The organism is Chryseobacterium sp. BGA-UO-ETr-SB22 (genome assembly GCF_059567885.1).
The window spans coordinates 530180-548204 of sequence record NZ_JCAQOV010000005.1 but is presented as its reverse complement, the minus strand read 5'-3'; the positions used below and the strand labels follow the sequence as shown (position 1 = coordinate 548204).

Sequence of the window (18025 nt, the reverse complement as noted above, 5' to 3'; positions counted from 1 at the left end):
ATTTTAAAAAATTTTTATCTTTGAGGTTTAGGAGTCGTAAAATGAAAATAAATTTAGCTGATAAACTGTATTATTCTATAGGAGAAGTGGCAAAAGCATTCGATGTAAATACCTCATTAATACGCTACTGGGAACAGGAATTCCCTATTATCAAGCCTAAAAAAAACAGGAAAGGCAACCGATATTTCACTCCTGAAGATATCAAAAACCTTCAGATGATCTACCATCTGGTAAAAGAAAAAGGATATACTCTGGACGGAGCCCGCATCGCCCTGACCACAAACAGTAAAATTTCCGAAACCATCACCCTTATTGACCGACTGGAGTTTGTAAAAGCTGAGCTTATTAAGCTGAAAGAGTCTTTGGGAGAAAGGGATGGTGAATAGATTTTGTTTATACTCTCTACTACCCATCAAATCTGGGGTAAGCTTCCCAGAAAGAATAGAATTGAAGTTCAAAATATTAATCCTATTGATAAAATTGTTCAGCTTCATGAAGAAAAAATCCCTTTGTATTAAAGTATGCTGAAAGAAAAAGGATGAATGCGTTAGAGAAGCTACTTGAGAAGTAAGGGAATTTATAAAAATAAATTTTATAATAAAGAAAAACCCACTGCCTTTGCAGTGGGTTTTTCTTTATTATTACCTCTTCACACAACGCAGTTGTGTGGCAACGAGGGTGTAGCAATGACCACACATTTGAAACATTACCCATTTGTTTTATTTTTCATTTGTTTTTGGTACAAAATCATTTGTGGTATAAATAATAACAGAATAGATAATGATACAGGATTAAAACCTTTTAACACTGTAAAAATTAAAATAACGATAATTGATGTAATGAGTATTATTGAATTTATTCTATATGCTAATCTTAAATATCCTTTTTCAGCAAACTCATCCCAACTATCTATTATTTTAACATCATTTTTATTAATATCATTTTTCAATCTATTAATAAATTTCTCTGCTTCTTCAGATTTAATTTTAGAATTATTAATATAAATTACAGTATCATGTGTTTTTATTTTTCTTAAAAGACTTTCTTCATCTAAAACAATAACTTTTATATCATTAATTTTAATAGCTTTAATAGGATTATAATTAAAAATAACCTTTTTTCTCCATTCAAAAAACAATTCGTTTTCACTAATAGTTATTTTGAGACTACCAACAACATAATAGTAAATTAAAAGAACACTAATAACTATAAATAAAACCGAAATTATAAATGAATTTGTTTCTGCCCCTATAAAAATTGCTGTTAATAGAATTATAGGTAATAAAAAAAGGCATAGTAAAATTCTTGATTGTCTGAAAATTATGATATTATATTCTTGCATTATTTGTAATAAGTTTTTTTTGCTAAATCATAAACCAATATTCTAGTTCCATATTCCTGAAATTCTTTGTCATTATATTTTAAAATTAGAGCATTGAAATACAATGCCCTAATTATAATTTAATCATTAAAATGTATTCTTTAATGATCCGAGATAAATACCAAAAATAATAAACACAGGAAATGAAATAAAAACATAAGTGATTAATAAAATATCAGCAATAGTTTTTTTGTTTTACTAAATTTTTGCACTTTTTCATAAATTTCTTCATAAGAAGTAAATTTCCAATATCTTAATCCTAAAAATAAAATAATTGGCAAGCAATAGATTATTAATATATATTTGTTTGATGGTCCTAAATTAGGATTTAAATATTTATCTGATACAATAATAAAAAACACTAAATTCCAACACAGCATAGCGCATGTTAAAATAATTCCAGATCCCTTATGTGTCCCATCTTTTTCAAATTGATGATAGAAATTTGTTAACTGATAATATAAGTAATCAACGAGTATCATATATATTTTTTTAATAGCCCATGGCTGCGTTAAATTTTCTTTGTTCTGCTGCTCTCACACCGTCGTTGTAGTATTTATTCACTGCTCCTTCAATATGTTGTCCTATATCTTTTCCGGTTACATGTGTTGTAATTCCATTGGCAAGAAAATAAGTTCTGCTACAGCCTATCCTCAATCTATTTATGAAAGGTAAAATAAAAGAAGGCTGTCTCAAAAGTGAGACAGCCTCTTATAATTAAAAAGTATTTTTTAATGATCCTAAATAAAGACTAAAAAATATAAACCCTAACAACGAGATAGTAGCATAAATGATTAATAGAATATCAGCTATCATTTTTGTCGTTTTACTTAAATTTTGTACTCTTTCTTTAATCTCTTCGTAAGAAGTAAATTTCCAATATCTTAATCCTATCAATAAAATAAAGGGTAAAGCATATACTAATACAAAATATTTATTTGATGGTAAAGTCTTTATACCATAAAATGATCTAAAATCATTAATATAAATACTAAATTCAAGAATGGTAAACCAAGAGTCATTACAATTCCATACCCTTTTTCAGCTCCATCTTTATTGAAGTGTTTATAAAAATTAACTATTTGGTAATATAAGTAATCAATAAGTATCATATATAATTTTTAATAGCCCATGGCCGCATTATATCTTCTTTGTTCCTCTGCTATTAAATTTGGATTAGTTAATAATAATTTAAAATGTATTTTTTAATGTGCCTACATAAAGGCTTAAGATGAGCAATCCAAAAAATGAAATGATAGCATAACCAATTACTAGAATGTCAGCTATTATTTTTTTTGTCTTACTAAAATCTTTTACTTTCTCTTTAATTTCTTCATAGGAAGTAAATTTCCAATATCTCAAACTCATTAATAAAATAATTGGTAAACAATAAATTATTACTATGTATTTATTCGACGGTAAGGTGTTCATATCATAAAAATGATCTAAAAACATCAATATAAATATCAAATTAAATGAAAGTAAGGAACAAGCTCCTATAATCCCTGAAGCTTTATGTGTCCCATCTTTTTCAAAATGATGGTAAAAGTTAGTTATCTGATAGTATAAATAATCAACGAGTATCATATATATTTTTTAATAGCCCATGGCTGCGTTAAATTTTCTTTGTTCTTCTGCTCTCACACCGTCGTTGTAGTATTTATTCACTGCTCCTTCAATATGTTGTCCTATATCTTTTCCTGTTACTAATGTTGTAATTCCATTAGCTAGAAAATAAGTCCCTGCAATAGCTTGCCCCCAGCCTGTTGGTGAAATAGCCAATGCAGACATTACTAGATCTAATGAGTTAGATGTTGTTACTCCATTTTGACTAATATCAACGAATGCTAAAGCTGCACCAATTCCACCTAAAACTCTTCCCGCAACTTTAGTTCCCGCAGCTAATCTTTGTGCGTTTTTGACACTTACTTCCATCAATGGCACATATATTCTTCTTGAGCCTAATATCTTTGGCAGTGCTTTTTCAAAAACTAAATTGGTAGTAGAATAAGCTTCTCCAGCACCATATAAAACAGCTCTGTCAGCAGCAGGCTGAAATACAAACTTATTGGCAGAAAAAGCATATCCAGACCATGTTCTGAGAGTTTGCGAGGTTTTATGCAAATCGGTATCATACTCATAAGATGATTTTAGTTTCAACATACCAAAAGCACCTATCCCTGTTACAGTAGGATCAGGATCTTCATAATCTGTCCACCATCTTAATGTCCCTCCGATATTAGACATTCCTCCCGTTCCTCCATTATAAAATGCATCCATCAAATCTGCATACGCCTGTGTTTGTCCAAATGGAGTATAGTTTCCGTTTCCACTTCCTCCTCCTTGCCCAGGATATTGTCCCAGAAATTGCTGGTACATCTGTCTTCCACTGGTAAACCTGGGAGTTCTTCCTGAAGTATCAATAGAACCATCTTCGTTAAACCATCTTCCATCTACATCAAAGTTTGATATAGGGTTATTGGCTACATAAGCATAAGTACTGGTAAAAAGGTAGCTTTCTGCCAGCTGATCTATCCCGTTCCATCTTGCAATATCAGGCATATAGTCTCTCCAGCCATAGCTGTACATCCCTGTTTCCTGGAGTTCTTTGCCGTTGTGTTTAAGAATTAGAGTATTGGAAACCAATACTCTAATTTATTATCAACATATTTGGAACATTACCCAATTATCTAATTAATATATTTTTGACAATGGAATAAAACTTAAAACAAAAAACGTGATAATTCCTAAAATAACTCCTAAACTAATCCAAGCATATTTATGTCTTATTTTTTTGGGCTCTTTATCAAATTCATCAAAGTACTTTAAATATTTATTATTCTTAAACAGTAATTTCTCGTTAATAATCCAAGGCAAAACTAACAGTCCTATTATAAATATCCATTTATAGTAACTGCCTGGTTCCCAAAATATTTGTATTAACGACTTTCCTAATATTACCTGAAAAATATTAAATAAACCATATTCTATAAGAATTATTAAGCCTCCCATTTGAATGCCTGAAATGGTTATGTTTTGACCATACATACGATTGTTTATTGCATTTTCACTAGCTAATCTTATTTCTTGTGGTGAACTATTTTTCTTTCTGAGCGAACTTGCTATAAAAGGAATTTTATAAATTAAGTCAAAAATTAGAGTAATAGGATAGGTTATTATTTGAGAAGCCTTAACCTCAAATACATAAATAAAATAGTGGATATAGTTCCAAATTTTTTCCATAAATCATTATTTATTAAAATTTTTGTTTATTATTTTATAGGATCAGGTTTGTTTAAAATACCGCTAGCCCATTGTTCTGCATAATCTCCTCCATATACTCCTCCTAATATTCCTCCCACAATTCCACCAATTGCCCCACCAATTGCTGCTCCAGGTACTGCTCCAACTCCTTCAAACCAAACTCCTATCAGAGCTCCTAATTCTCCGCCAGCTAATGTTCCTGCTTTTCCTCCTAGCCAAGCGCCTGCCATTCCTCCTACTACGTTAGCTGTTGCAATTTGAGTTTTAACACCAAACTTTCCACCATCCTGATAAGTACCATATCCTATTTGTGCAGCACTGATTCCATATCCTACATAACCAGCTCTTTTGGAATATTTTCCAAGCATTTCAGTATTTCTTAGATAATCGCTTCTCAGCCCTATCAACGATCCTCTAGCTCTTCCTGCGTATGCAGTGCTTCTCATTTGTCCAAGATTATCAATCCAATATCCACTATTATATAGAACTGTTCTTCGATCAGCAAGATATTTAAATCCTCCTCCAGCGGTGCTGGCTCCCCAATCTGCCCAATTTTTATATGCATCTAATGGGAGGTCCTTAAATTTAGCGCTATAGCCTGTACCGAGATCAATTTCTCCATGTATATCTGTTCCACTATAAGTAGTTAAAGTAGGGTTTCCTATCCAACCTACAGCCCCATTATTGTCAAAGCTAAGCCCTGACATTGTTCCTCCATCTCTGAAATAGCTGAACATTGTGACTGCATCCTTTCCAGTAAAATTATATCCATCGCTACCACCGCCTCCTTGTCCGGGATATTGCCCCAAAAACTGCTGGTAAATCTGCCTTCCACTGGTAAACCCGGGAGTTCTTCCTGAAGTATCAATAGTACCATCCTCATTGAACCATCTTCCATCTACATCAAAATTTGAAATAGGATTATTGGCTACATATGCATAAGTACTGGTAGAAAGATAGCTTTCTGCCAGCTGATCTATCCCGTTCCAACGTCCAATATCCGGCATATACTCTCTCCAGCCGTAACTGTACATGCCTGTCTCCTGGAGTTCTTTACCGTTATTTTTTTAATCAGAGTATAAACCAATACTCTAATTTATTAGTGACATGTTTAAGATATTATCATTGATGAATTATTTTTAATATGAATAAATTAAAGAATATCAATAACCATGAAAAAATAATTGTTAGAATAATTATTAATCCGTTGGTTGCTTTATCTTTTCTATTCTCATTAATCCATCTATTTCTTAATTGCTGATATTTGTTTTTATATCTTATATTATTATAAATAAGAGTTCCAACCATTATAATTAGAAATATAATCCAACCATATTTAAGTTTTATATCTTGGAAAAATAATTCTTTTATAAATAATAGAAGATTAATTAAAATCCATGCCTGAACAGCTGATACGCTTATTAATGCTGTTGTAGCATCTGCTCCATCCCTCTTGTAATAAAATTTCGCAACTCTATAATAATGATAATCAAAAAAATCTTCCATAAATTATTTATTTAATGAACTAAAAATGTTAAAATCAGTACCTAATCGACTATTGTCTATGCCAGAAGCAATTCTATCTGTAATAGTAGTTCCCGTAATAACTCCTACTGCTAAGTCTGTAATACCATAAGCTATAGCTACAGGTCCAGCATATATAAGTCCAACCCCTAAAGCAACCTTAGCAACAGTTCCCCATCCGACCTTGTTATCAGAAACATCTTCCAATACACTTAAGCCTACACCCAGATAGCCTAAATACTTTCCGGCTTTTCCAATTGTTTTTAAGTTTTTTGATAAATTTCTTAGAGTACTTATAGATCCTCCTTTTGCCCCTAATTTTAAAAAAGCTTCATATTTATTTAAATGTAAGCCGCCGTAACCAATTAAAGCAGATGCTGATATAAAGTTGCTTTTATCTGCATACTTTACACCTTCAAGAAAATCTTCAAAAAAGCTTGGTTCATAAGTAGAAAAAGTTGCTTTATGTATTACTCCTAGATCAATTTCTCCAAATATCTCTGCCCCACCACTATAAGCAGTTAGAGTAGGAGTTCCTGTATACCATGTCAGCTGAGTATCACCGAAGCTAAGTCCAGACATTGTTCCTCCATCTCTGAAATAATTAAACATAGATATTGCTTGATCTCCAGTAAAATTATACCCATCACTTACACCGCCACCATCTCCGGGGCTCTGTCCTAAGAACTGCTGGTACATCTGTCTGCCACTAGTAAACCCGGGAGTTCTTCCCGAAGTATCAATAGAACCATCTTCGTTAAACCATCTTCCACATCAAAATTTGAAATAGGGTTGTTGGCTACATAAGCATAAGTACTGGTAGAAAGATAGCTTTCTGCCAGCTGATCTATCCCGTTCCATCTTGCAATATCCGGCATATAGTTTCTTCAGCCATAGCTATACATGCCTGTTTCTTGCAGTTCTTTGCCGTTGTATTTATAACTATAAAATTAGAGTATTGGTTTTCAATACTCTAATTTATTGCCAACATGTTTGAAACATTACCGAAATCATAGAAAGCAATTACCTTCCATCTCTTATATTCTGCATTTCTTTTATATAATTTGCATGATCTATAGAGTCTTTTATTTTTTGTTGTTCTATAAACTCTTTAGAATATGGTCCTGTATGATTTATTCTTGCTTTTCTAAACAACAGATAATATGAAAAAATCATGTTTATTATTATCATTATTATTATGCTCCAAACTATAACTCCTCCTTTCTTATTTCGATCTCTAGATAACTGATCAAACTCTTCATTATATTTTTTCCAGGTATCTTTATAATCAAATGATAAATAATTAAATACAAAAACAATTGTAACAGGTACAATAACAATAGGTTGTAAAAGATTTAAATGAACAGTTTTATTTGTAGTTATTAAAAAATAGTTTCCTATAGATAGTAATAACCATATTTCTAATACCCCTATTGAAGCTCCTGCTTTCCAGTTGCTTAACCACGGTTGTGAACTATTTTCGTAATGTTTATAAAGTTTATAAAAAAGATAATAGTACATTTTTTTAATTGACATAGCCTTTAAAATTTTATTGCAGAATTACTAAAAAATGGATGTCCAGTGATATGCTGCTCATATTCTTCTGTTCTTGTTGCTGTTTCAGAAGCACCAACCCATCCTCCCGGATAAAAATTATCTACTCCAAAATATATAGTACTAATCGCAGCACCGTAAGCACCTCCTTTCCATCCTATATATCCCATTAATGTATTTAAGATTGCTTTTCTAGGATCTACTGCATTAAGGGAGTTTGGATTAGTTGCATAATTTATGACACCTATACCATCAAATGCCACACCTAAAAAAATGAATATTTACCTATTGCATTTCCTATTTTAGTCATTTTGGCAATTGGTAAAGATCCATCTGTCGCTGGCATCTTACCAAATAAACTCAGATTTCTTCCTTTTAATACATAATTACTTGTTATCCCTCTTCTTATACCTTGAGTGTACATCCTTTCAGAATTTAGGTGTCCTTTAAGTAAAGATACACTTCCTCCTAAGCCCAAAAACCAATTTCCTTTCCCTGCAGGACCATACCAATCAGTTGTTGAGCTTCCTTTAAGTTTTAACATACCAAAAGCACCTATCCCTGTTACAGTAGGATCAGGATCTTCATAATCTGTCCACCATCTTAATGTCCCTCCGATATTAGATATTCCTCCGGTTTTACCATTTAAAAAAGCAGTCATCAAATCTACATACGCTTGTGTTTTTCCAAACGGGGTATAGCTTCCGCCACCTTCGTTATAATGCATACCATTAGAGGTACTGAAGGACATCGTAGGTTTGTATGCCCCTGGCATATAATCAAACGTAGTGGAAGGACGGATGCTTCCATCCTCATTAAACCATCTTCCGTCAACATCAAATTGTGAAACCGGGTTATTGGCAACATAAGCATAAGGACTGGTAGAAAGATAGCTTTCTGCCAGCTGGTCTATGCCGTTCCATCTTCCAAGATCAGGCATATATTGTCTCCAGCCGTAATCAAATAATCCTGTTTCCTGAAGCTCTTTGTTATTGTATTTGTAGCTGTAAAAGCTGCCAAATTTAGAAGTACTAAATGCCCCTGAGATATGATTCAGTCCAAAAGGATAATAATTGTTGGTATCAATAATTTCAGGAACGCCTGCGCTGTTTTTGGCAAAGGTTACCCTGGCATTTCCAAGGTGATCTGCGTACTGGTAAATGTAGCGGTTTTTCTAGAAAAGAGAGTAAAAACCACTGTAAAGCAGTGGTTTTTTGTTTTTATTCATGGATGCAAGGTATCAGCTCATTCCAGCGGAGGAGCATTGATTTTCAATACATTTGAAATATTCCCCAATCAATTATTCAATTTATATTTTTCAAAACTTTTTAATAGAGTGTCTTCCAGCTGAGTAAAACTACAACTTATAAAATTTGATGATATTGATATAGGAGTACCATAAGATTTATAATTTCCATTGAGTAATTTTGATTTTACACCTGTTGAAATATTAATGTAATGCTCAGGGTTCTTAACCTTTATAAGCAAAAAATTTGTCGATAACACATTGCTCTTTTCTATCGAAATTATATCCTCCCACTTAATGAGGCCAACACCTACAAAACTAGAATTATCAATAATTCCTAATTCATTTATTATAATCCCCATATTTTTATCAGATAATCTTTTTTTAATTATTGTAAGTAATACGAAACCAAAAAATGATAAAGCTACAATACCAGCAATACGTATAAAAAATATGTTTTTAAATATTGCGGATACGAATTTGTTTGGATTAATTGCTAGCCATCCTCCTAAAAATATAAATATTAAAGATCCAATTATTGATAATGAAAATTTTTTATTACTAGATTTAATTACTTTCGTTTCCATGTTCTCTTTTTGTTATTTAATAGATTACACCTTCTCCTGTTTTTGTCCCTATTATACCTCCAGCTATACCACCAATTATTCCACCAATAAGAGCTCCTGGAGCTGCTCCTACACCACCAAACCAAACACCAATTCCTGCTCCTATTTCTGCACCCAGAGTAGCTCCTCCCCAAGCTCCTATTGCACCTCCTACAGTTCCTGTGGTTGCCTTTGTAGCGTTATGTCCAAATGTTCCTCCGTCTTGCTGAATCCCGTTATAGATATTAACTCCTCCTATTATAACAGTTGCTGCTATACTAGCTTTTCCTAAAACATTTCCAACTTTACCCATGTAAGAAGGATTTATATATGTTTTACCATTTCCGTAAAATTTTGTAAAACCTAAATTAACTGGTTTATTTAGGCGAGCTGTACCAATATATAATTTACCTCCATTATTTCCATTATATGAAAGCCCTTCTGCAAATCCACCTAAACCATCATTTATATTTCCAATTAAACTCAAATTCACAAAACTTTGGGTAGAGATCTTAGCTCTATGTATTCCTCCGAGATCTATGTCTGAATAGATATCTTCCCCCATTCTATAAGCATTTTGAGTAGCAGTACCCGTATACCAAGTCAACTCAGTATCACCTAAGTTAAGTACAGATATAGATCCTCCATTTTTTAAATAACTGAACAATATACTTGAATCTTTTCCTGTAAAATTATAGCCTCCTTGATAACTATTTCCACCACCATCTCCGGGTCTTTGTCCCAAAAACTGACTATACATCTGTCTGCCACTAGTAAACCCAGGAGTTCTTCCCGAAGTATCAATAGAGCCATCCTCATTGAACCATCTTCCATCTACATCAAAATTTGAAATAGGATTATTGGCTACATATGCATAAGTACTGGTAGAAAGATAGCTTTCTGCCAGCTGATCTATCCCGTTCCAACGTCCAATATCCGGCATATACTCTCTCCAGCCGTAACTGTACATGCCTGTCTCCTGGAGTTCTTTGCTGTTGTATTTGTTATCTTTATAACTTCCCCGTCCAAAGAATGCATTTCCTGTTTTCAGGTGATTCATCCCAAAAGGATAATAATCATTAGCATCTGTAATCTCAAGAGCTCCTGCGCTGTTTCTTCCGTAAGAAACCCTTACATTCCCCAAATGATCTTTGTATTGGTAAATATACTGATCTTTCAGATAATCGTAAAATCCTTCTGCAGTGGGTAAATACTGCAAATCCGGAGTTTTCAGATTGGTGGTAAAGCTTCCTCCTACAGGCTGTACAGTAGGGTCTGTAACGATGCTATAAGCCTCTGGCTGCATTGCTCTGGCAGACATAGAAGAAAGTATCAACGCTTCCGAGCCACCTGAACTAGAATTTTCTGTTCTTACATATTGAAAACCGTCTAAATAATCTGTAATTCTTTTTGTGGTTGTAAAACCGTTAAATCCGGTAATCGTTGTTGTGTTTTCTTTTGACAGCTTTGTTCCGTCTGCCCTGTATTTTGTAATGATGGAAATATCTTCGTTTCCGTTTTTGTTTAAGTGAAGGCTATTGGGCAGATTCAAATAATTGTATTGAATAGAATTAATTCCTTTATCCAGCATGGTCAGCATATTTCCATTCTGGTCATAGGTGATGGTGTTTCCTCCACCTTCATAACCTGTCGGGTTTTGAGAAATATCATTGATATTTTTTGCCTGATTTCCTGTATAGGTATAATTCAAATTATCAATTACGGTTGCCGTATTGCTTCCATATTCTGCTAGGGAAGTTCTGTACAGATTGCTGATGTTTCCGTTGAGGTCATATAATAATGATTCCGTATTTTCTTTGCTGTACGGGTTGCCTGGGTTTTGATAATAACCAGCCGTCATTCTGTTCATTGAATCATAAGCATAGCCGTATCTTTTTGGAGTAAGTGAAGGATTTATCCCTACTGTTTCTACCGATCTCCAATCTACTTCTGTAATATTTCCATTATATTTCGGGGTTACATTTTTTCCTGCAAATTGTGCCGTATCCGGATTATCAATTCCGTTTTTTTGATTGTACTTGATTTTATAGGAAAAAAGTTTTCCTCCCAAATCTGCCAATCCCATCTGGTTTTTATTGACATCAGACAGCCAGCCACGGATATTGTAGGTATAATCTATACTCTGGAGATTATTACCTACTTTTTTGCTGGTTATTTGAGAAAGCTCGTTATAGGTATTTTCTGATAATAATTCTTCAGATTTATCATCTACCTGATGATAATGCTGCAAAAGCCTGTTCTGAGAATCATAAACATAACGCTGTTTAATAATTACTCCCGGTTCTCCCGGTTTTCTTACATGATACACGTTGCTTTTTTGTGGAACACCCAAAAAATCAAGTTCAGATTCTGTTTTAGAATATCCTCCTAAATGGTTAATAGAATAAGATCCAATAGCCCTTCCTTTAGAATCATAATAAATGTAATTCTTCGTCCAGTTATCATCTTCCATATTCTTTACAAGACTCATTACAGGAAGACTTTTCGTACTTACTGCATTAGCCGTTGAATTATCAGAAAGCAGCGCTTTTCCCATGATTGTATTGGGGAAAGCAGGATTAAAGCTGTATGAAGGATAGGTATCATAGTAATTAACACTTAAGATCTGGGTAACACCGGTAGGAGTAGAAAGCTTGGTATAATATACCGGCATACCGTTTAAGGTCATTCCTGCTGCTGCAGTTCTGGTTTCATATAAATTTGTATTGATGTTGGCACTGTTTTGCATGGATGCCCTGCCGGCAGGATTATTGGTGATTCCCGTGTAAACGATTCTTCCAAACTGGTCATATTTGGTAAAAAGCCATTGCCCTTTTCCTTTCAGGATTGTATCCTGTGACAAGATAAGTTGATCAGCCTTATTATACACCATATATTCCCAGCCTTTTCCCGGGATTTTCTTTTCTACCAGCCTGTTCCAACCATCATACCGGTACTGATAGCAAAGGTTATCCAATACAGTCTGTGTTAATGTAGAAGCAGAAGCTAATGGAGGAAGGGTATATACCAGTCCTCCATATTCGTTGTATATATAATACGTGTCTGCATTCTGGGTTCCGTCTTTTTTTCTTGTTAAGATGGTCTGTCCTTTCTTATTTTTGAATTGGGTAGTTACATTACCATCTTCATCCGTAACAGCAGATTTGTATAGCAGGTTCTCCGGATAAGTTCCTGAAAGACTTGGTTCACCATTAGTTCGTCCCTCTACCCAATTTGTTACCACGGTATATTTTTTCACGGCATCGGCTGAGGTATTGGCAGCATACGAAAACTGTACGGGATGTCCTGCCCAGTCGTTACCCACTTGTCTTTGTTCCTGTGGTCTTCCCAGAGGAGAAGATTCCAATATTTTTTCGGCATAGATTTTTTCACTTCCGTACAGGATAGAAGCATTGGAAAGCGGGTTTGTATATAAAGCTCCGTTTTGTGTCCCGGATTGCGGAACGGGAAGATAGCTTTTTACCTGTCTTCCATAGGCATCATATTCTACGGGAATGGCAATATCTTTTCCGGAAGGTGTTGCTTTTACCGCTATATTTTGCTTTGCTCTTCCAAGTCCGTCAAAATATTGTACAGATTCTGTTTTTTTGGAGCAATCTTCTGTTAGACAGTTTTTTTCATATACATAGTTCTCTGTCGAAGTAAGGTTAGTCTGTGCACAGGTAAAACCAACCACAAACAAATTGAGTAGTACTATTATTTTTTTCATTGTGTTTAGTTTTTGTAGTTGTATTGATATTCTTTTAGGGTTACATCATTCATATCTACAATTTTTTGTAACCTGTTATTAGTGTCGTACTTATAAATTACTCTGATCCCGTTAGGCGGGGTTGTTGTAGTCATGCCTATGAGTGGATTATAAGTTATGGTTGTGATCTGAAAGTCCTTCAATGCAGCTGTTTTTCTGAAATTATCCAGCGCAGTAAGTAGTGCCGATTCATTATCAGGGTTTTGGGCATCTGCAATGGAAGCATCTACAATGGTCTGAATATAAGGTGATACTTGTGCATAGGTTGCTCCCTCTATTTTTGCAATGGGCTGTGTTTTGTCATAGCCATATACAATAGCCGTGGGAATTCCTACGGAAGATGTGAACTGCAGAAGATTTCCTTTTTCATCATAGAGATCAAATTTCATAGTCGTTCTCGTAGTTCCATCACTAATGTTAGTAGCTAATATAGAAGTTGGGAGTGTGCTGCCTGTATTATCATATTTTGTCTCCGCTTTGGAAATGGCTTTCCCATCGCTTTTTTCTTCAACTAATACTGGAACATTCATAATGTGGGCATTGGAAAGATTAGCATATCCTGTTTCAGGATAGGTATAGAACTGTTCTATGGTGTTTCCATCCACCACTTTTTTAGTAGAAGCCACATCAAAATTGAACACATTGAAATTGGTTTCAGACTGCTCTTCCATACTTTGGTTATTGTCAAAATAGCCAGTGGAAGTAACAGATGATTTTTTCAGCCATGCTATTTTGGAAATGAAATTATTATAGCTCCAAAGTTGATAATCCTGGGCTCCGGGAATTTCTTCAAAAGTATAACTATTCTGCTCTGAAACCAGAAGCTTGTTTTGTGCATTATACACTTCTTTTTTATCTAATAACCCTCCACTTATTAAAGAATAATAAGGCCAGTAATTTCCATTTTTGGGATAATCATTAGGGTTTTTATAGTAGTATCTTACATGACCGTTGCTGTTATCGCCTTCCGTTATTTTAACATTTTTATACAATGGATAACTCTCAGCATTGGAATCTGATTCCGGAACGAATAAAGTACCCGATGAGGTTTGGGCATCCCCAAAAGTATTGTATTCATATTTTGTAATTTTTGCAGGTGTTATATCGGTAATACTATTGTAATACTTTATGTTGGCAATCCTTATACCACCTCCTGTAACGGTATTGGGAAAAGGCTGCGGAATATGTTCTATTCCAAAGAAATTGGCCATACCCCTTCCTCCAGAACCGGTTACCATCAATGTATAATTTCCAGGGGACAAATCGTATTCCCTTGCCGCATATTGGGAAGATCCGCAGGCATTTCCATAGATGAAAAATCCGTCGCTACTTTTAAGAACATAATCTACGTAGGTGGGAGTATTGGTATCCCAATATAGTGGGGCAGGATACAGTTCATCTACCCCAAAGACAAGAAATATTTTTTTAGACGGTGTTCCTGAAATAGTAAATGTATAATTAGCAACTTGTTTGGTATTGTACTGTAAATCCAAGAATGACTGAAGAAATTGTACTTCCGGATCTATAAAGTTGTTTCCACTTAGAATAGAATTTACATAGCTTTGCTCACTGCGGTCTTTATAATATTGATTAGATTCAAAGGTATATTCTACCATTCCTTTGGTCGGAGTGATTATCTTTTTTAAAATCCCCTGAACAGGTTGTGGGGTTTCAGTGGGATACAATTGATCACATAAAGTTCCTGGGGTCATCCCATATGATGGAGGGGCAATAGAAGCTCCATATTCAAATTCCGTTGTTTCAGAAACAAGCTCATTCTTATCCAGTTTTTTGAGTTTTGTAAGAGTTCTTTTAGAACCTGCATACTCAAAAGAATATCCCGAAATAAGGTGATTGTAATTATCCTTCAAGGTAACTTTCTGGATCTGATACGGATCATTCATCGTATTTTCCTTATATGGATCATACAAGTATATAAATTCTATTTTTCCAAACCCAGGAGAAGAAATTGTTTTTAACTTGCAGGTTTCGTAGAGTACTGTAGTATTGTTACTTTTATACTTTGTATCTTTCTGATAAGAAAAATTAGCAAGCTCAACATTATTGGCGTCTTTAATCTGTGTTAAAAAGAATGCTGATTTGTAAAGTTTACCTCCCGTGGATTCCATCTGCTGTTGGCGGTTACTTCTGCTGTAATCATTAAAAAAATACTTGATCCCTTTGACATCGGTTATTGTAAATGAGTCAAGGATAAGCGTTGCTGTATTGCTACTACGGGTATACTCAATTTTAATTTTATTGGAAGAAAGATTGACAAGTTCAAAAGTATTGGTATCAAGGTTTCTTTTAAACTTGAATTTGCCGGAAATTCCCGGAAGGTTATAATAATAAATATCATCAAACACGTTTTTATAGTAATAAGGACGGCTTGTATCATCATACATTTCGTCAATATCATACTCTATACTTCTTGAAATCACTCCTCCTGCAAATAAAGACCATCCTGCACCTACCTGGCTGGCTGGTTCACTCTCAGAAACATTCATAGGATTATAAGATAAACCTGCGTTTAAGCTCATCCCGTTGTTATAAGTTGGTAATCCTAACAAAGGAAACGAAATATCCGGAAGACCTGTTGCATTGGAAGTCGGAGTATTGGCATAGGTGGCAAGGGAGGAAACCGAGGGTACCGGATTGGGAGAATCTCCGAAATTAATTTCCTGCTGGGCATAAAATCGCCCCATACCAGCAATAAGGATTGCCAGTGAAATGATTATTTTTTTCATTATCTCGTGTTTATTTCTTGATTAATTTGGCATTCGCCGTTTTATTGTTATCCGTTTTTATCGTCACCAGATAAGCTCCCTGAACCAAAGCCTGAGTATTAATCTTTGTTACTCTGTTTTTTGTTTTTATACTTTGTAGTTGTCTTCCACTCATATCATACAGTATAATATCTGCATCTTTAAAGTCAAAACCAATTTCAACATAGGCATAATCAGAAACAGGATTCGGATAGATCTTGATATCATACTTCTCGATTAACTGATCCACCTGCTTGTCTCCCAGTTTTACAATTTTCCAGTTCTCTTTTCCCAGCTCTTCAGCACTGGTTCCAGCCAGAACAATAGAACCGTCTCTGTTCAGCTTTAAATCAGAAAGTCTCTCTTCCTTCTTTCTGGATTCTCCTTTGACGTGTTTTCTCCACTGTTCATTGCCATTTTTATCAAGGTATAACATCCAGAAGGTTTCATCATCAGTTTCTACTCTTCCTTCAGCCTGCGTGTAACCTCCTAATAGAATTCCTTTGGAAGATTTATCATCTGCGGAATGAAGAACGCTCATACCCATTAGGATATCTCTGTTTTTGAAATTGTAGGATTTCTGCCATTGTTCATCGCCTCTTTCATTTAAAGAAATCAGCCAAAGGTCTGTTCCTTCTTCAATTCCAACCGTTTTGTTTCCTGATCTTTCTGATCTGGATTCTCCGCCAATGATGAAGCCATTTGACGTTAAAGCCAGAGTTCTGATATGATCATCTCCTTTACCTCCAAAGTTCTTTTCCCATTCTACTTTTCCGTTTTTGTCTAACTTGACGATCCAATAATCGCCTTCACCGAAATTTTCGCTTTGCTTTGAGGTTGCAGAGAGCAGGTTTTGGGTTGCAGGTCTATCTGACGGAGTACTAGTATTGATCGTTGATTGCTGATGAGTTGTTTTAACAGCTCCGCTTCTGGAATAGATTCCCAGTAAGGCGCCTCCATCCTTCGTTGGAATCATCTTTTCCACTTCGTCTAAGCCTTTTCCGCCTAAGATTAATTGGGAGAGTTCTTTTCCGTCTTTATCCAATTTCGTGATCCAGACATCTTTGGAACCGTAACCTTTTGAAGAATTCTGTACATTTCCTGCTACAAAGAACCCTAAGTCTGTAGTTTGAATAACTGCTTTTGCTTCTTCATCTGAAGAACTTCCCAGAGTTTTCTGCCATAGTTCATCTCCAAATTCATTAATTCTGATCAGCCAGATATCTGAGCCTCCTTTAGAATCCTCTTTTTTATCCAGTCCTTTTCCTGAATAAGAGGTTCCGGCTAATAGAAATCCGCCATCTTGTGTAGTAACAGTTGCTGATAAATAATCATGATTTTGTCCTGAGAAGTATTTCTCCCAGACTTCATTTCCCTGCTGGTTTAGTTTTACCAGATGAAAATCATAGCCGTTGTTTTGCTTACTTTCTGAACTCTGCTGCTTATTGCTTTGAATTGAGCTTCCTGTAATAAGATACTGTTGATTGATTGTAGTAGTAACCTGGCTAAGAAAATCCTGGGTAGAGGATTTGATGTCTTTCTGCCATACCACTTCCTGGGCAGAAATGCCCAAGACCGTGCATAAAGTGAATGCACCGATATAGAATTTTTTCATTCCAATGTTGTTTTCTGAGTTAGTAATTAGTTTATTGAAAACTGCGCGAATTTAACACTTTTTAAGATATGAAAATCACAAAGTTGCGATTTAACATAAATCATACTATTTATTATTAAATTATTATCATAAATATCTTAATATGTCTTATCCTGATGCAAAATTATCTATGGACAACGACAAAAATTGTCGCATTACAAACAAAAAAAGATAAACCTTAATCAAAACATTCGGTCTCAATTACGAAATTATATCATATAAAAGATCAAATTTCTATTTACTTTTTAAGCATTAAATACAAT

General features: G+C 34.5%; 17 protein-coding genes and 1 pseudogene. 1 reads left to right on the top strand and 17 read right to left on the bottom strand.

From position 1 onward, the window contains the following. Nucleotides 1–41 precede the first annotated feature (41 nt). Nucleotides 42–386, top strand: coding sequence for a MerR family transcriptional regulator (locus AC57AW_RS09730; RefSeq protein WP_047423629.1), 345 nt, complete (start codon nt 42–44; stop codon nt 384–386). A gap of 320 nt (nt 387–706) precedes the next feature. Here the strand turns inward: AC57AW_RS09730 and AC57AW_RS09725 are convergent, their stop codons facing one another. The 17 genes and pseudogenes from AC57AW_RS09725 to AC57AW_RS09645 form a co-directional block, all read right to left on the bottom strand. Next, a complete protein-coding gene (locus AC57AW_RS09725) occupies nt 707–1342 on the bottom strand; it encodes a hypothetical protein (protein ID WP_496351697.1) in 636 nt (211 codons plus the stop codon). Between the two features lie 203 nt (nt 1343–1545). Next, nucleotides 1546–1863 (bottom strand): hypothetical protein, encoded by a 318-nt coding sequence (locus AC57AW_RS09720; protein ID WP_496351696.1) that lies wholly within the window; start codon nt 1861–1863, stop codon nt 1546–1548. A 10-nt stretch (nt 1864–1873) separates the two neighbouring features. Continuing rightward, nucleotides 1874–2038 carry a hypothetical protein gene (locus tag AC57AW_RS09715; RefSeq protein WP_496351695.1) on the bottom strand — a complete coding sequence of 55 codons (165 nt, stop codon included), beginning with the start codon at nt 2036–2038 and terminating at the stop codon, nt 1874–1876. Nucleotides 2039–2572: 534 nt separating this feature from the next. Further along, a complete protein-coding gene (locus tag AC57AW_RS09710; protein WP_496351694.1) occupies nt 2573–2968 on the bottom strand; it encodes a hypothetical protein in 396 nt (131 codons plus the stop codon). A gap of 9 nt (nt 2969–2977) precedes the next feature. After that, complete coding sequence (locus tag AC57AW_RS09705) at nt 2978–4027, bottom strand: RHS repeat-associated core domain-containing protein (protein ID WP_496351693.1); 1050 nt, start codon at nt 4025–4027, stop codon at nt 2978–2980. Nucleotides 4028–4075: 48 nt separating this feature from the next. Continuing rightward, nucleotides 4076–4624: a hypothetical protein gene (locus AC57AW_RS09700; RefSeq protein ID WP_496351692.1), complete on the bottom strand. Its 549-nt coding sequence runs from the start codon at nt 4622–4624 to the stop codon at nt 4076–4078. A gap of 29 nt (nt 4625–4653) precedes the next feature. Further along, a pseudogene (locus tag AC57AW_RS09695) lies at nt 4654–5694 on the bottom strand (RHS repeat-associated core domain-containing protein); the annotation flags it as partial. 73 nt (nt 5695–5767) lie between these two features. Then, on the bottom strand, nt 5768–6151 hold the full coding sequence (locus tag AC57AW_RS09690; protein WP_496351691.1) for a hypothetical protein: 384 nt from the start codon (nt 6149–6151) through the stop codon (nt 5768–5770). Between the two features lie 3 nt (nt 6152–6154). After that, nucleotides 6155–6868: a hypothetical protein gene (locus AC57AW_RS09685; RefSeq protein ID WP_496351690.1), complete on the bottom strand. Its 714-nt coding sequence runs from the start codon at nt 6866–6868 to the stop codon at nt 6155–6157. Further along, nucleotides 6850–7047 (bottom strand): RHS repeat-associated core domain-containing protein, encoded by a 198-nt coding sequence (locus AC57AW_RS09680; RefSeq protein ID WP_496351689.1) that lies wholly within the window; start codon nt 7045–7047, stop codon nt 6850–6852. Before AC57AW_RS09680 ends, AC57AW_RS09685 begins: the two co-directional genes overlap by 19 nt. 145 nt (nt 7048–7192) lie before the next feature. Further along, complete coding sequence (locus AC57AW_RS09675; protein ID WP_496351688.1) at nt 7193–7705, bottom strand: hypothetical protein; 513 nt, start codon at nt 7703–7705, stop codon at nt 7193–7195. A 5-nt stretch (nt 7706–7710) separates the two neighbouring features. Then, nucleotides 7711–7986, bottom strand: coding sequence for a hypothetical protein (locus tag AC57AW_RS09670; protein WP_496351687.1), 276 nt, complete (start codon nt 7984–7986; stop codon nt 7711–7713). A gap of 2 nt (nt 7987–7988) precedes the next feature. Beyond that, a complete protein-coding gene (locus AC57AW_RS09665) occupies nt 7989–8810 on the bottom strand; it encodes an RHS repeat-associated core domain-containing protein (RefSeq protein WP_496353878.1) in 822 nt (273 codons plus the stop codon). 209 nt (nt 8811–9019) lie between these two features. Next, nucleotides 9020–9556 carry an STM3941 family protein gene (locus AC57AW_RS09660; RefSeq protein WP_496351686.1) on the bottom strand — a complete coding sequence of 179 codons (537 nt, stop codon included), beginning with the start codon at nt 9554–9556 and terminating at the stop codon, nt 9020–9022. 16 nt (nt 9557–9572) lie between these two features. Further along, nucleotides 9573–13304, bottom strand: coding sequence for a DUF6443 domain-containing protein (locus tag AC57AW_RS09655; protein ID WP_496351685.1), 3732 nt, complete (start codon nt 13302–13304; stop codon nt 9573–9575). A 5-nt stretch (nt 13305–13309) separates the two neighbouring features. After that, the gene (locus tag AC57AW_RS09650) at nt 13310–16090 is read right to left on the bottom strand and encodes a hypothetical protein (RefSeq protein ID WP_496351684.1); all 2781 of its coding nucleotides are present in this window, start codon (nt 16088–16090) and stop codon (nt 13310–13312) included. 10 nt (nt 16091–16100) lie between these two features. Further along, nucleotides 16101–17723: a T9SS type A sorting domain-containing protein gene (locus AC57AW_RS09645; protein WP_496351683.1), complete on the bottom strand. Its 1623-nt coding sequence runs from the start codon at nt 17721–17723 to the stop codon at nt 16101–16103. Nucleotides 17724–18025 lie beyond the last annotated feature (302 nt).

What these genes read in the sequence shown, in the direction of transcription:
- AC57AW_RS09730 (WP_047423629.1), top strand. Translation starts at nt 42, where the DNA reads ATGAAAATAAATTTAGCTGATAAACTGTATTATTCTATAGGAGAAGTG.
- AC57AW_RS09700 (WP_496351692.1), bottom strand. Translation starts at nt 4,624, where the DNA reads ATGGAAAAAATTTGGAACTATATCCACTATTTTATTTATGTATTTGAG.
- AC57AW_RS09675 (WP_496351688.1), bottom strand. Translation starts at nt 7,705, where the DNA reads ATGTCAATTAAAAAAATGTACTATTATCTTTTTTATAAACTTTATAAA.
- AC57AW_RS09650 (WP_496351684.1), bottom strand. Translation starts at nt 16,090, where the DNA reads ATGAAAAAAATAATCATTTCACTGGCAATCCTTATTGCTGGTATGGGG.
- AC57AW_RS09725 (WP_496351697.1), bottom strand. Translation starts at nt 1,342, where the DNA reads ATGCAAGAATATAATATCATAATTTTCAGACAATCAAGAATTTTACTA.
- AC57AW_RS09685 (WP_496351690.1), bottom strand. Translation starts at nt 6,868, where the DNA reads ATGTACCAGCAGTTCTTAGGACAGAGCCCCGGAGATGGTGGCGGTGTA.
- AC57AW_RS09655 (WP_496351685.1), bottom strand. Translation starts at nt 13,304, where the DNA reads ATGAAAAAAATAATAGTACTACTCAATTTGTTTGTGGTTGGTTTTACC.
- AC57AW_RS09660 (WP_496351686.1), bottom strand. Translation starts at nt 9,556, where the DNA reads ATGGAAACGAAAGTAATTAAATCTAGTAATAAAAAATTTTCATTATCA.
- AC57AW_RS09690 (WP_496351691.1), bottom strand. Translation starts at nt 6,151, where the DNA reads ATGGAAGATTTTTTTGATTATCATTATTATAGAGTTGCGAAATTTTAT.
- AC57AW_RS09710 (WP_496351694.1), bottom strand. Translation starts at nt 2,968, where the DNA reads ATGATACTCGTTGATTATTTATACTATCAGATAACTAACTTTTACCAT.
- AC57AW_RS09645 (WP_496351683.1), bottom strand. Translation starts at nt 17,723, where the DNA reads ATGAAAAAATTCTATATCGGTGCATTCACTTTATGCACGGTCTTGGGC.
- AC57AW_RS09720 (WP_496351696.1), bottom strand. Translation starts at nt 1,863, where the DNA reads ATGATACTCGTTGATTACTTATATTATCAGTTAACAAATTTCTATCAT.
- AC57AW_RS09680 (WP_496351689.1), bottom strand. Translation starts at nt 7,047, where the DNA reads ATGCCGGATATTGCAAGATGGAACGGGATAGATCAGCTGGCAGAAAGC.